This is a genomic window from Rhodococcus sp. 05-2254-2 (assembly GCF_002259095.1).
In the GTDB taxonomy this organism is placed as follows: Bacteria; Actinomycetota; Actinomycetes; order Mycobacteriales; family Mycobacteriaceae; genus Rhodococcoides.
In genome coordinates, this window is record NZ_NOZJ01000006.1 from 33535 (window position 1) to 47241 (window position 13707).

Annotated in this window: 12 protein-coding genes; 10 read left to right on the forward strand and 2 right to left on the reverse strand. The window is 67.5% G+C overall.

The window, feature by feature from the left end; genetic code table 11:
- Window positions 1-23: 23 nt before the first annotated feature.
- From coaBC to CH283_RS08015, 4 genes are all read left to right on the forward strand, one after another.
- Window positions 24-1274, forward strand: a complete 1251-nt coding sequence (coaBC, locus tag CH283_RS08000) for a bifunctional phosphopantothenoylcysteine decarboxylase/phosphopantothenate--cysteine ligase CoaBC (protein WP_094641890.1) — start codon at window positions 24-26, stop codon at window positions 1272-1274.
- Window positions 1275-1455: 181 nt separating this feature from the next.
- Window positions 1456-2670 carry a methionine adenosyltransferase gene (gene metK, locus CH283_RS08005; RefSeq protein WP_032397994.1) on the forward strand — a complete coding sequence of 405 codons (1215 nt, stop codon included), beginning with the start codon at window positions 1456-1458 and terminating at the stop codon, window positions 2668-2670.
- 147 nt (window positions 2671-2817) lie between these two features.
- Window positions 2818-4785 (forward strand): primosomal protein N', encoded by a 1968-nt coding sequence (locus CH283_RS08010; RefSeq protein WP_176460529.1) that lies wholly within the window; start codon window positions 2818-2820, stop codon window positions 4783-4785.
- A 79-nt stretch (window positions 4786-4864) separates the two neighbouring features.
- Entirely contained in the window at window positions 4865-5716 is an 852-nt protein-coding gene (locus CH283_RS08015; RefSeq protein WP_094641888.1) for a cyclase family protein, read from the forward strand.
- Here the strand turns inward: CH283_RS08015 and CH283_RS08020 are convergent.
- Window positions 5632-7356, reverse strand: a complete 1725-nt coding sequence (locus CH283_RS08020; protein ID WP_255183138.1) for a diguanylate cyclase domain-containing protein — start codon at window positions 7354-7356, stop codon at window positions 5632-5634. The genes CH283_RS08015 and CH283_RS08020 overlap by 85 nt on opposite strands.
- Before the next feature lie 313 nt (window positions 7357-7669).
- On the opposite strand from CH283_RS08020, the gene CH283_RS08025 reads away from it, so the two are divergent.
- The 3 genes from CH283_RS08025 (at window position 7670) to CH283_RS08035 (ending at window position 10869) form a co-directional block, all read left to right on the forward strand.
- Entirely contained in the window at window positions 7670-8392 is a 723-nt protein-coding gene (locus tag CH283_RS08025) for a PadR family transcriptional regulator (protein WP_094642374.1), read from the forward strand.
- Between the two features lie 87 nt (window positions 8393-8479).
- Window positions 8480-9403: a methionyl-tRNA formyltransferase gene (gene fmt, locus CH283_RS08030; protein WP_094641886.1), complete on the forward strand. Its 924-nt coding sequence runs from the start codon at window positions 8480-8482 to the stop codon at window positions 9401-9403.
- Window positions 9400-10869 carry an RsmB/NOP family class I SAM-dependent RNA methyltransferase gene (locus tag CH283_RS08035; RefSeq protein ID WP_094641884.1) on the forward strand — a complete coding sequence of 490 codons (1470 nt, stop codon included), beginning with the start codon at window positions 9400-9402 and terminating at the stop codon, window positions 10867-10869. The genes fmt and CH283_RS08035 overlap by 4 nt, the downstream gene beginning before the upstream one ends.
- Window positions 10870-10886: 17 nt before the next feature.
- On the opposite strand, the gene CH283_RS08040 is transcribed toward CH283_RS08035, so the two are convergent.
- Window positions 10887-11276, reverse strand: coding sequence for an MmcQ/YjbR family DNA-binding protein (locus tag CH283_RS08040; RefSeq protein ID WP_068050537.1), 390 nt, complete (start codon window positions 11274-11276; stop codon window positions 10887-10889).
- A gap of 36 nt (window positions 11277-11312) precedes the next feature.
- On the opposite strand from CH283_RS08040, the gene rpe reads away from it, so the two are divergent.
- From rpe to CH283_RS08055, 3 genes are read left to right on the forward strand one after another with little or no spacing between them, the layout of a single operon-like run.
- Window positions 11313-11987 carry a ribulose-phosphate 3-epimerase gene (rpe, locus tag CH283_RS08045; RefSeq protein WP_094641882.1) on the forward strand — a complete coding sequence of 225 codons (675 nt, stop codon included), beginning with the start codon at window positions 11313-11315 and terminating at the stop codon, window positions 11985-11987.
- The gene (ribD, locus tag CH283_RS08050) at window positions 11987-13018 is read left to right on the forward strand and encodes a bifunctional diaminohydroxyphosphoribosylaminopyrimidine deaminase/5-amino-6-(5-phosphoribosylamino)uracil reductase RibD (protein WP_094641881.1); all 1032 of its coding nucleotides are present in this window, start codon (window positions 11987-11989) and stop codon (window positions 13016-13018) included. The genes rpe and ribD overlap by 1 nt, the downstream gene beginning before the upstream one ends.
- Window positions 13019-13630, forward strand: a complete 612-nt coding sequence (locus CH283_RS08055; protein WP_094641879.1) for a riboflavin synthase — start codon at window positions 13019-13021, stop codon at window positions 13628-13630.
- The last annotated feature ends 77 nt before the right edge of the window (window positions 13631-13707 follow it).

The window sequence follows — 13707 nt, forward strand, 5'->3', positions numbered from 1 at the left end:
GAACCTCACAGAGGACATCTGACTTGCACGTTGTCGTCGGAGTCGGCGGAGGTATCGCCGCCTACAAGAGTTGTTCGCTCATCCGTAGTTTCACCGAGAGCGGGCACCAGGTCCGGGTGATTCCGACCGCATCCGCCCTGGAGTTCGTCGGGCGTGCGACATTCGAGGCGTTGTCCGGCCAACCGGTACACACCGGGGTGTTCGCGGACGTGCCGGAGGTTCCGCATGTGCGCCTGGGTCAGGAGGCAGACCTCGTCGTCGTCGTCCCCGCCACCGCGGACCTCATGGCCCGCATCGCCGGGGGACGTGCAGACGATCTTCTGACGGCCACCCTGCTCACGGCGCGGTGCCCGGTGGTCCTGGCTCCGGCGATGCACACCGAGATGTGGGAGCACCCCGCCACGGTCGCCAACGTCGCGACCCTTCGTTCTCGCGGAACACACGTGATCGAGCCGGCATCGGGCCGTCTGACCGGGCGAGACACCGGATCGGGTCGGCTGCCGGAGCCGGACGAGATCTTCGCGCTCTCCATGCTGGTGACCGAGCGAGGGGATGCGCTCCCTCGGGATCTCGAAGGACGCCGTGTTCTGGTCTCTGCCGGGGGCACTCGCGAGCCTCTCGATCCGGTTCGTTTTCTGGGCAACCGAAGCTCGGGCAAGCAGGGATATGCGCTCGCCCGAGTGGCAGCGCAACGAGGAGCCCAGGTGACGTTGGTCGCCGGGTACACCAGTGACCTCGACGCTCCGGCCGCGGTCGACGTGGTGCACGTCAAGACTGCGTCGGACATGCAGGAGGCCGTTCGCAAACTTGCCGTCGGTGTCGACGCCGTGGTGATGGCGGCCGCGGTCGCCGACTTCCGCCCGGAGTCCATCGCGGGCAGCAAGATCAAGAAGGGGGCCGACGAGCCGTCGTCGATCCCGCTGGTCCGCAACGACGACATACTCGCCGGCCTCGTGTCGGCTCGCCGCGACGGTGAGCTCGAACCGTCGACGGTCATCGTCGGATTCGCCGCCGAGACCGGGGACGCGGACGGCGACGTGCTGACGTACGCGCGGGCCAAGCTCGAACGCAAGGGCTGCGACCTGCTCGTGGTCAACGCTGTCGGGGACGGCAAGGCGTTCGAGGTCGACCACAACGACGGCTGGCTGCTCGGTTCCGACGGTTCCGAGGCGGCGCTCGGCGAGGGCTCCAAAGCACTTCTCGCGAGCCGCGTGCTGGATTCGGTGGCGCAGATGCTCGATGCGCGGAGTACTCGACCGAAGTCGAATCCGTGACGATGCCGAGAGTGCACGATCGATGTCGTACCGGCTACCGTGCTGGGCACCACGTGTAGTGCCGTAGAGGTTTGCGCGGCTCCGGCAGGGGCGATAACACCGAGGGAACGTCAATTTTCGTGGAGTGCCCGACCGGCGCGAGGCGTCGGGTCGGGCAGGAACATGCGTCGAGAGGAAGTCCGTGAGCAAGTCCGGTAGTCGGCTTTTCACCAGCGAGTCCGTCACAGAGGGTCACCCCGACAAGATCTGTGACGCCATCAGCGATTCCATTCTCGATGCTCTGCTGACGGAGGATCCGCGTGCTCGGGTGGCCGTGGAGACCCTGGTCACCACCGGCCAGGTGCATGTCGCGGGTGAGGTCAACACCACCGCATACGCCGACATCCCCAAGATCGTGCGCGAGAAGGTGCTCGAGATCGGGTACGACTCGTCGGCCAAGGGGTTCGACGGAAATTCGTGCGGTGTCAACGTCGCGATCGGCGCGCAGTCGCCCGAGATCGCTCAGGGCGTCGATCACTCGCACGAGGCCCGGGTCGAGGGACTGTCCGACGACGAGATCGACCGTCAGGGCGCGGGGGACCAGGGGTTGATGTTCGGCTACGCCAACACCGACACTCCCGAGCTGATGCCGCTGCCGATCGCGTTGGCGCACCGGCTCTCTCGGCGACTGACCGAGGTTCGCAAGAGCGGAGTGCTGCCGTATCTGCGTCCGGACGGCAAGACACAGGTGACTATCGAATACGACGGTGACAACGCCGTTCGCCTCGACACCGTCGTGATCTCGACTCAGCACGCAGCCGACATCGACCTCGACAACCTGCTCACTCCGGACATTCGGGAGAAGGTGCTCGGCTCGGTGCTCGCCGAGTTGGACGTGCCGACACTGGACACGTCCGACGTGCGTCTGTTGGTCAATCCCACCGGAAAATTCGTGCTCGGCGGACCGATGGGCGACGCCGGGCTGACCGGTCGCAAGATCATCGTCGACACCTACGGCGGTATGGCACGCCACGGTGGTGGTGCGTTCTCCGGCAAGGACCCGTCCAAGGTCGACCGCAGTGCTGCGTACGCGATGCGCTGGGTCGCTAAGAACGCTGTCGCCGCCGGTCTCGCCGATCGCATCGAGGTCCAGGTGGCGTACGCCATCGGCAAGGCGGCACCGGTCGGGTTGTTCGTCGAGACGTTCGGCACCGAGAAGACCGATCCCGCGCGTATCCAGGCGGCGATCAGCGAGGTGTTCGACCTGCGTCCCGGTGCCATCATTCGTGATCTGGACCTGCTGCGACCGATCTACGCGCCCACCGCGGCGTACGGTCACTTCGGCCGCACCGACATCGATCTACCGTGGGAGTCCACCGACCGCGCCGGCAAGCTCCGGGAGGCTGCCGGACTCTGAGTTCGGTTTCGACCGTTCTGCACGTACCCTGCTCGCACCGGCTGGGTGCTCCGACATCGAGTGTGGGGTGAGAATCGAGGAGGAGGTGCGGTGGCGGGCGTAGCGCGGGTGGCGGCGTCGGATCTTCCGATCGCGCGCATTCTCCCGATGTTGCCGCTGCCGCATCTCGACCGCGAGTTCGACTACCTCGTTCCCGAAGAGGTGAGCAGTGATGCTCAGCCGGGTGTCCGAGTTCGGGTGCGGTTCGCAGGCCGGCTGGTCGACGGTTTCGTGCTGGCCAGACTGGCCGAGACCGAACACTCCGGCAAGCTCGGCTGGCTCGATCGGGTGGTGTCGGCGGAGCAGGTTCTGACCCCTGAGATCGCGGAACTCGCCGTGGCGGTGGCCGATCGATACGCCGGCACCAGGGCGGACGTGCTGCGGCTGGCGATCCCGGCTCGCCACGCCCGAGTCGAGGCGGAACAGACACCCGTCGTCGAGCCCCCGGCCGAGCCCGACATCGACCGGGCCGCCTGGTCGGCGTACACCCATGGCTCGAACTTCCTCGAGGCGTTGGCGTCGGGACGCATACCGCGCGCGGTATGGCAGGCGTTGCCCGGTGAGCTGTGGCCGGTGCGGTTGGCGGAGGCCGCCGCCGTGACCGTGGCCGGCGGTCGGTCCGCGGTGGTCGTGGTGCCCGATCAGCGAGACCTCGATCGTCTGGAGACGGCCTGCACGGCTCTGCTCGGTGCCGACCGGGTGGTGGCGCTGTCGGCCGGATTGGGCCCGGCGAAGCGGTATCGGCAATGGTTGCGTGGTCTGCGATCGGGCCCGGTCGTCGTGGTGGGGACGCGCAGCGCCGTGTTCGCTCCGGTGTCCACTCTCGGCATGATCGCCATCTGGGACGATGGTGACGACAGTTTCGCCGAGCCCCGTTCGCCGTATCCGCATGCCCGAGAAGTGGCGTTGCTGCGAGCGCACGTGTCCGCAGCCGCGGTGGTCATCGGCGGACATGCGCGGACTGCGGAGGCGGAAGCTCTCGTGGATTCCGGTTGGGCACACGACCTGGTGGCTCCTCGTGAGCTTGTCCGTGAGCGTCAACCCCACGTGGTGGCCTTGGCCGACTCGGACCATGCGCTCGCGCGGGATCCGGCAGCCCGTGTCGCCCGGTTGCCCGCGATCGCGTTCGAGGCGGCTCGGGCCGCACTGAAGGCGGATTCGCCTGTGCTGATTCAGGTTCCGCGCGGGGGCTACGTGCCGTCACTGGCGTGCGCGAAGTGTCGACATCCGGCTCGGTGTCGCCGGTGCAACGGTCCGTTGGCGCTTCCGTCGGCCCCGGGGAGCGACGGAGCAGGGAGTCCGACGTGCTCGTGGTGCGGAATCGCAGACACCGCGCATCGGTGCACGGCATGCGGATCGCGCAACCTGCGTGCGGTCGTGATCGGCGCGGGCCGTACCGCCGAGGAACTCGGACGGGCATTTCCCGGAGTACCGGTTCACAACTCGGGAGGCGCCGCCGTGCTCGACGCCGTCCGACCCGGTGCCGGTCTCGTCGTGTCCACCGTCGGTGCCGAGCCGACGGTCGACGGTGGATACGGTGCGGCCCTCTTGCTGGACGGCTGGGCCCTGCTCGGCCGGGCAGACCTGCGCGCGGCCGAGGAGACACTGCGTCGGTGGATGACCGCCGCGGCTTTGGTTCGGCCGGGCACGGCAGGCGGCCGAGTGGTCGTCGTCGCCGAGTCCGAGATACCCACGGTGCAGGCACTGGTTCGCTGGGACCCGCTGTGGCACGCCAGAAGTCAGTTGGACGAGCGAGTGGAGGTACGGTTCCCGCCTGCCGTGCACGTTGCGGCCGTCGACGGAACCACCGATGCGATCACCGCGCTGGTGGAGAGCGCAGATCTGCCCGAGTCGGTGGAAATACTCGGACCGGTCGATCTGCCGGACGGCCAACGGGCGCCGGCGGGCGGCGGTGAGGACGCACTTCCCGGTGATGTGCAGCGGTTGTTGATACGCGTGCCGCGCAGCACCGGGGCGGCGTTGGCGCGGGCACTGGCCACCGCGCAGGCATCGCGCAGTGCCAAGAAACTCGGCGGCGGAGTGCGGGTCCAGATAGACCCGATTCGAATCGGCTGATTCCGCCGTCCCGGCTCGACGTGGCCTAGGGTTGCCTCGGGGCGGCGCACGGGGCGCCGATGAAAGGTGGGTCGGGGACATGAAGAGAAGGCAGCTCTTTCGCCGTGCGATAACAGGTTTGGCAGTGGTGATCGGTGCCCGTCTGGCCGCACCTGCCACCGCCGACGCCCTGCCGGGTACCGGCTCGGCGCAGCCACCGACACCGGCCGTTCCGTTGGATCGAATGCTCCGGATCGTGTCCCTGTCGCACATCAACGATCCGGCGCTCACTCCGATCTTTCCCGGCGATCCCGAATTCTCGCTCGAGACGGCGTTCACCGTCGCAGACGACGGCTTCTACCTCCAGTACGTCAAGGAGGGCGAGCATACCGGCACGCACTGGGGCGCACCCGCGCACTTCCAGGAAGGTGGCCTGACCGCCGACCAGCTCGATCCGGAGGATCTGTTTCTGCCCGCGGTGAAGATCGACATTCGTGATCGGGCGGCGGCCGACGCCGACTACGCCGTGACCGTGGCCGACCTGCAGAACTGGGAAGCAGTCAACGGTGCCATTCCACCAGGGGCGGCTGTCGTTCTGTGGACGGGATGGGCGTCACGCTGGGGGACCGATGCGTACGCCAACGCGGACGCGGACGGTGTGACGCACCAACCCGGGTTCTCTCCGGAAGCAGCGCAGTGGTTGATCGACACGGGCAGGCTAGCCGACAGAGGTGCCCTCGGCACCGACACCTTCGGACCCGATCTGGGCAACGACGACACCTATCCGGTGTCGGTCAAGCTCTACGACCGGCGTCGGATCAGTCTGGAGAACCTGACCAATCTGGAGTCGATTCCGACCACGGGTGCCTACGTTCTGGTCGGCGGCCCGATCAACCGAGCCGGATCCGGTTCACCTGCAACCATTTTCGGCCTGGTCCCCAGGGTCGCCTGATCTGAGGTGCTCGGCACCGCGGTGAGTGCACCCGCGGTGTCGTAGGCGTAGATACCGGCCTTGCCCTCGCGTTTGGCCTCGTACATCGCTCGATCGGCCAGCCGCATCAGCTCGTCCTCGTCGGCGGTGTCGGAGCCGGCCACGGTCGTGGTGTCGTGGGGTGTGCGGTCGAGCTGACCGATCTGCACCACGCCCACGCACACGCCGACCGACACCGAATGGCCGTCGATCTCGTGGGCGGTCCGCATCGTCTCGGCGATGCGGACCGCCGTCGCGCGACCGGCATCGAGGTCGGCGTACACCAGGGCGGTGAACTCGTCGCCGCCGAAGCGCGCCACAACTCCGTCCACGACGCATCGCTCGAGGCGGCGTGCGAGTTCGACCAGTAGTCGGTCGCCGCCGCCGTGTCCGAATCTGTCGTTGACGCTCTTGAAGTCGTCGAGGTCGATGAGCAGCAGGACGGCGCGGCCCCGGCCCGCTCGGGCGTCGTGCACCGCCGCTCGAAGGTGCTCGTCGAACGACGACCGGTTGAGCAATCCGGTCAACCCGTCGTGATGCGCGCGGTACGTCAACTCGGCCTGCGCCCGAGTCAGGCTTCGCAGCAGATTGTCGTTCTGAACCAGGGTGATCACCTGGCGAACGAGTGAGAGCAACACCACTGCAACCCCGAGTACCACCACGGTCGAGTCCAGCTCCCCGGTCTGCACACGCAGTATCGCCAACACGATCCCGATCGCACCCATGAGTGCGTACGGCAACAGCAATTGCGTTCTCGCGCCGGTGACGGCCTCGGTGCAGTCCGACTCGGTGGGCTTCGATTCGTGCAGCGACGATCCGTACAGCGACGAGCTGTGTGTCGACGAGTCACGCGGTGCCGGGTTGTCGTCCACGGTCCTCGGGGCAGCAGCCGCGAGAGCGATGAGCGCTGTGCCTGCGATGAATCCGCCGTCGGTCAGAACCGGCATGAAGTCCGCACCCGTGGCGATGAGATACGCGTAGATGCTGTCGGATATCGCCATCATCAGGATTCCGGCGCCGAGCAGGGTGAGCTGCGTCCGATATCGCGCGGCGATCCTCGGGATCACGGCGAGCAGCACGATCATGGCCACGAGTACCAGGTCGGTGATGGGGTACATGATCGCCACCAGGAACTCGATCGAGTCGGATTCCGACGAATGCACGACCGCGCCGAGCACGGTTGCCCAGGAGAGAACGAAGAGCGACCCGACGACGACGGCCCCGTCGAGCAACGACATCACCCAGACATGGCGTGCACTGGAGGCAGCCCGCCAGGGCGACGGGCCGACGAAGGCCAGCAGGGCAGGCACGGCGAGGATCGGGAAGAGAAAGAATCCGACGTCGGCGACGGACGCGGTCGGCAGCGGCATGCCGAGAGCGGATCGATAGAAGGCCCAGACCGCCATGCCTGCACTCCAGCAGGCCATTCCGGCGGCCATCAGAACGCGCCACTGCCGTTCGGTGCCCGTTCTTCTCGACGCCGTCCGCCAGCAGACGATCGTCGCCGTGATACCTCCCGCGAGCTGTGCGATGTCGTCGATCAGTACGGAGGTTCGTTGGCCGAGAACGTTGGAGCCGGCGAGCAGGACGATGGCGAGGACGCATCCGAGCACGACGGTCACGCATCGCCTCGTCGATCCGGCCACACGGCCTCCCTCGTTGGTGCGCGAGCGTGGTTGCGCGAGCGCGGTAGAGCCGGCCGCTGTTTCGGTCCGTTGGACGAGAGCTCGTACCGACCGCGTCATCCTAGCGAGCGAGAGCCGTCCAGGGCGCGTTCCTCGGAGTCGGAAACGTAGAGGTTGCCTCTGGACCTTACCAAAGATCTATTGTCGATATATCGTCGATGTGTCAATCGATACTAAGGAGTACGACATGAATTACGCATTCGAAGGTTTCGCACACGAATTCGGACGTCGCGCAGGAGCACGTCGACACATGCGTGGCGCGCCGTTCCAGATGTGGGTCGCGCAGAGTGAGGACCGCGGCCCGTCGGACGATCACGGTCCACGAGAGCGCGGCCGCGGCAGGAGAGGTCACGGTGAACGGAGCAGGCACGGTGCCGGTGGGCCGTTCGGACGGGGACCGGAAGGCATGCGCCCCGGTTTCGGTCCCGGTGGTTTCGGGCCGAACGCAGATTTCGGTCGAGGTCGCGGTCGGGGAGGGCGAGGGCGTCGCGGGGACGTGCGCGCTGCAATCCTCCTGCTGCTCGAGGAACGTCCGATGCACGGATACGAACTGATCCAGCAGATCGCCGAGAAGAGCAACGGCACCTGGAAGCCGAGTCCTGGCTCCATCTATCCGGCCCTGTCGCAACTCGAAGACGAGGGCCTGGTCCTCATCGACAAGGTGGCCGGCCGCAAAACCGCTGCACTGACCGACGAGGGTCGAACGCACATCGAGGCCCATCGTGCCGACCTGGGCAGCCCGTGGGACGACGTGGCAGAGTCCGTCGGAGTCGACGCCCGGGATCTTCGGGCGCTGATCGGCCAGTTGATGGGCGCAGCCGGTCAGGTCGCCGGAGTGGGCACACCGAAACAGGTGGAGCAGGCCGCCGAGATTCTCACCGAAGCCCGCAGGTCGCTGTATCGGATACTCGCCGAGGACGGTTCGACCTATCGAGATCCCGACGACACGGTCGACGCCCCCGACGCGCCGTGACCGGCAGGTGCGGAATCGTCCGCAGTGCTCGTGACTCCCTAGGATGGACACCCGAGATCCTTTCGTCCATCCCAGGGAGTTGCTCGAGTGCGCGTCGTCTTTGCCGGTACACCGGAGCCCGCGGTCCCGTCGCTGCGGGCACTGCTCGAGTCCGAACGCCACGAGGTGATCGCCGTGGTGACTCGGCCCGACGCCGCTGCCGGTAGAGGTCGCAAGACGATGCGGTCACCGGTTGGGCAGCTGGCCGACGAGCACGGAATCCCCGTGTTCACACCCGCGAAGCCCGCGGATCCGGATTTCGTCTCACAGCTCACCGAACTCGCACCCGACGTGTGTCCGGTGGTCGCGTACGGGGCACTGCTGCCGCAGCCGGTGCTGGACATCCCTCGCTTCGGCTGGATCAATCTGCACTTCTCGTTGCTGCCCGCATGGCGAGGTGCCGCGCCGGTACAGGCCGCCATCGCCGCAGGCGACGAGATCACCGGTGCCTCCACCTTCCTGCTCGACGCGGGAATGGACACCGGCCCGGTACTCGGCGTCGTCACCGAGCGGGTACGCGCAACCGACACGACGGGGGACCTGCTCACCCGGCTGGCGTCGAGCGGAGCAGACCTACTCGCTGCCACCCTCGACGCGATCGAGGACGGGACGGCATCGGCGCATCCGCAGCCCGAGGACGGGATCTCCTACGCGAGCAAGGTCAGCGTCGACGCCGCACGCATCGACTGGACGCGGTCTGCTGCATTCGTCGATCGGCACATCAGATCGGTGACCCCCGCACCGGGCGCATGGACCACGATCGGTGAACTCCGCGTCAAGATCTCACCGGTTCAGCACTCCGAGGACACGCTCGCGCCGGGTTCGATCGAGGTGCGCAAGTCCGGGGTGCACATCGGAACAGGTACGACGGCAGTGGTTCTCGGCGAAGTTCAACCGCAGGGCAAGAAGCTCATGAAGGCACTCGACTGGGCGCGCGGCGCTCGGCTGGACGATACGGCGGTAGCGCGATGACAGAACCCGACAGGCCTCGAAAGCGCGAGTCGAGTCCGGCCCGAAAGACCACCAAGAAGTCGCCCGGTGCGCGTGGTCCGAAGGGAAACCGGCCCCCGCAGGGCGGGGGACCCCGTGCCGTCGACGCGATCGACCCGGCCCGTCGCGCGGCCAGGGACGTGCTGAAGGCCGTGCGCGAGCGGGATGCCTACGCCAACCTGGTGCTGCCCGGTTTGCTGCGAGAGCGCAAGCTCGACTCACGCGACGCGGCACTGGCCACCGAACTCGCGTACGGCGCGTCCCGAGCTCGTGGTGTGCTCGACGCGGTGATCGCCCACGCCGCCGGTCGGCCCGCCGCCGAGATCGACGGACCACTACTCGACATTCTGCGGCTCGGCTCGTATCAACTGCTGCGTACACGGGTGGCTCCTCACGCCGCCGTCGCCACGTCGGTGGACCTGGCTCGGTCCGAATTCGGTTCCGGCAAAGCCGGTTTCGTCAACGCCGTGTTGCGGCGCGTGTCCGAACGCACGGCGGCGCAGTGGGTCGACGAACTTGCGCCCGAGGCGGGGGTCGATCCCGTCGGCCACCTCGCGTTCGAGTACGCGCATCCCAACTGGATCGCGCAGGCCTTCGCCGATGCACTCGGTGCCGACGCCGGTGAACTCGCCGCCGTCCTCGAGGCCGACGACGCGCGCCCCTCGGTGCACCTGGTCGCCCGGCCCGGAGAGATCTCTGCCGAAGAACTGGCGCTGATCACCGGGGGAGAAGAGGGGCCCTATTCGCCGTATGCCGTGCACCTCGACGGCGGTGATCCCGGCAAGATCGACGCCGTCCGTGACGGGTTGGCCGGAGTGCAGGACGAAGGCAGTCAACTCGTCGGCCGGGCGCTCACCCTGGCACCGCTGGTCGGCGAGGACGGTGGCCGGTGGCTGGACCTGTGCGCCGGACCGGGCGGTAAAGCTGCCCTGATCGGTGCCATCGCCGAAATCGACGGTGCCACGGTCGACGCCGTCGAACCGACCCCGCACCGAGCCGATCTGGTGTCGAAGACGACGAAAGATCTTCCGGTGACGGTGCACACCGTCGACGGTCGAGCGTCCGGACTCGACGGCGGCTACGACCGAGTGCTCGTCGATGCGCCGTGCACCGGACTCGGTGCCCTGCGACGCAGGCCCGAAGCACGCTGGCGTCGACAACCTTCCGATGTGGCGGCGCTCGTGACTCTGCAGAAAGAACTGCTGGCAGCAGCAATAGAGCTGGTTCGCCCCGGTGGAGTGGTGCTGTACTCGACCTGCTCGCCGCATCTGTCCGAAACCACGGCCGTCGTCGCCGACGCGATCCGCCGCTACGGCGTCGAGCCGCTCGATACCCGTGAGCTGGTGCCGGGTGTCCCACAACTCGGAGACGGCACGTCGGTGCAACTGTGGCCGCACCGACACGGTACGGACGCGATGTTCATGGCGGCGCTGCGTAAACCGATGTGACCAGCAAACCGATGTGATCAGTCGCCGGCCAGGAACGTCTCGGCCACATCCTTCGGGGCGTAGACCAGCCAGCCGTCGACGATCAGTTCTCGCAGTTCGTCGTCGCCGGTGTTGTCGATGTCGACCAGAACGGCGGCGAACCCGTCGAAATGCGGGATGGTGAAGCACGCCCGCGGGTGGGCGGCGAGGATGGCTTCCTTTTCGTTCGGATCAGCGGTGCGGACCGCGAGGATCGGCCCGCTGGGCGGGATCTCGCTGCCGAACCGCTTCAGATCGGCCTTGCTGAACGGCCGAATCCACGCGAAGACGTTCTTGCCCACCGACCATGCCGGATGGCCGTACCGAACACCCTCGGTGACCTCGGGCAACTCGGCGATCACCGTCGCCGCGTAATCCATGGTGGTCATGGGCGAACGATACCGGCTGGGCTAGGCTCGTCAATCGTGGTTTCCCCGATGATTGCCCCCTCGATCCTGTCCGCTGATTTCGCTCGTCTGGCTGCCGAAGCCGAGGCGGTGGCCGGAGCCGACTGGCTGCACGTCGACGTCATGGACGCGCACTTCGTGCCGAACCTCACCCTGGGTCTGCCGGTCGTGGAGAGCTTGCTGAAGGCGACGAACATCCCCCTCGACTGCCACCTGATGATCGAGGACCCGGCCCGCTGGGCTCCGCCCTACGCCGAGGCCGGGGCGTACAACGTCACCTTCCACGCCGAGGCAACCGACGACCCGTCCGCAGTGGCACGCGACATCCGCGCCGCGGGCGCGAAAGCAGGCCTGTCCATCAAGCCGGGAACACCCATCGAGCCGTACCTCGAGATCCTGCGCGACTTCGACACCCTGCTGGTGATGAGCGTGGAGCCGGGCTTCGGCGGACAGTCGTTCATGCCCGAGGTGCTCTCCAAGGCGAAAGCTGTTCGGGCACTTGTCGATTCCGGTGATCTCCGGCTGATAGTGGAAATCGACGGCGGCATCAACTCCGATACGATCGAGCAGGCCGCGGAGGCCGGTATCGACTGTTTCGTGGCCGGATCGGCGGTCTACAACACCGCCGACCCCGCGGTCGCCGTGCGCGACCTCCGTGCCCGCGCCGCCCGCGCATCACATCACCTGTCGTAATGAACGGCCAGGGCGCAGCACTGTCCGTCGCGGACGCCATGGCCCTCGCCGTCGAGGCATCCGAAGCCGCCCGGGGCATCAGCAGTCCCAACCCCCCGGTCGGCGCGGTGATCCTCGATGCCGACGGCATCGTCGTCGGCATCGGTTCGACTCGCCCGCCCGGCGGGCCACACGCCGAGATCGTCGCGCTGGCCGAGGCCGGGGACCGAGCTCGCGGCGGTACCGCGGTGGTGACCCTCGAACCCTGCAACCACACCGGCCGCACCGGACCGTGCTCACAGGCCCTGATCGATGCGGGCATCGCCGCAGTCGTGCATGCCGTCGCAGATCCGAATCCGCTCGCATCGGGCGGCGGGTCAGCCCTGCGAGCGGCGGGCATTCGCGTCGAACAGGGGACCGGCGAGACCGAGGTGCGGCAGGGGCCGCTGCGAGCCTGGTTGCACAAGCAACGCACCGGGCGGCCGCACGTGACGTGGAAGTATGCCGCCACCCTGGACGGCCGTAGCGCGGCGGCGGACGGCACGAGCCAGTGGATCACCGGACCGCAGTCCCGGGCGCACGTCCACGCCGAACGGGCCAAGCTCGACGCCATCGTGGTGGGAACCGGCACCGTACTGGCCGACGACCCGCGCCTGACCGCACGACGTCCCGACGGAACCCTCGCACCCCACCAACCGGTGCGCGTTGTCGTCGGATCGCGGCCGACACCCCCGACCGCGGCAATCCGTGGATCCGACGCACCCACCGTGTTCCTGGACACACACGATCCCGCCGCCGTCATCGATGCTCTGCACGAGCACACCGACATCCAGCTCGAAGGCGGTCCGACGTTGGCCGGGGCGTTCCTCGCCGCCGGGCTCGTGGACCGCGTCGTGGCGTACGTCGCGCCGGCCGTGTTGGGCAGCGGGCCCGCAGCGGTGGAGAATGCGGGTATCGGAACAATTGCCGACGCAATTCGGTTCCGCACGGAGACAGTCACCATGATCGGCAACGACATTCTGATCGGCGTCGTGCCCGAAGGAGCGAAGTAGATGTTCACCGGAATTGTCGAAGAGCTCGGCGAGATCGTGGCCAAGGACGAACTTCCCGACGCCGCGCGGTTCACCGTCCGCGGACCGGTGGTGACCTCCGATGCAGGCCACGGCGACTCCATCGCCGTGAACGGGGTCTGCCTGACCGTCGTCGAGGTGCTGCCCGACGGCGGATTCACCGCCGACGTCATGCAGGAAACTCTGAACCGCTCGAGCCTCGGCGCCCTCGATGTGGGCAGCCGCGTCAACCTCGAGCGGGCAGCCGCGCTCGGCAGCCGTCTCGGTGGGCACCTGGTGCAGGGCCATGTGGACGGCACCGGGACCATCATTAGCCGGTCCCCGTCGGAGAACTGGACGGTCGTACGCATCGCACTGCCCACCTCGGTCGCACGCTACGTCGTAGAGAAGGGCTCGATCACCGTCGACGGCGTCTCGCTCACCGTCTCCGGACTCGGCACCGACGACGGTGCGCACTGGTTCGAGATCTCCCTGATCCCCACCACCCTCGACCTGACCACTCTCGGCACGGCCGAGGTCGGAACGCCGGTCAACCTCGAAGTCGACGTCATCGCCAAGTACGTGGAGCGGCTGCAGACGATCGACGCACAGTAAGTACTGTTGACGTGCACGCAATCGATGGTGCATCGGAGAATTTCCAGGGCGCTGAGCCAGGCCCGAGACGTATGGAG

What these genes read in the sequence shown, in the direction of transcription:
- CH283_RS08010 (WP_176460529.1), top strand. Translation starts at nt 2,818, where the DNA reads ATGTTGCCGCTGCCGCATCTCGACCGCGAGTTCGACTACCTCGTTCCC.
- CH283_RS08015 (WP_094641888.1), top strand. Translation starts at nt 4,865, where the DNA reads ATGAAGAGAAGGCAGCTCTTTCGCCGTGCGATAACAGGTTTGGCAGTG.
- CH283_RS08025 (WP_094642374.1), top strand. Translation starts at nt 7,670, where the DNA reads ATGCGTGGCGCGCCGTTCCAGATGTGGGTCGCGCAGAGTGAGGACCGC.
- CH283_RS08035 (WP_094641884.1), top strand. Translation starts at nt 9,400, where the DNA reads ATGACAGAACCCGACAGGCCTCGAAAGCGCGAGTCGAGTCCGGCCCGA.
- CH283_RS08040 (WP_068050537.1), bottom strand. Translation starts at nt 11,276, where the DNA reads ATGACCACCATGGATTACGCGGCGACGGTGATCGCCGAGTTGCCCGAG.
- ribD (WP_094641881.1), top strand. Translation starts at nt 11,987, where the DNA reads ATGAACGGCCAGGGCGCAGCACTGTCCGTCGCGGACGCCATGGCCCTC.
- CH283_RS08055 (WP_094641879.1), top strand. Translation starts at nt 13,019, where the DNA reads ATGTTCACCGGAATTGTCGAAGAGCTCGGCGAGATCGTGGCCAAGGAC.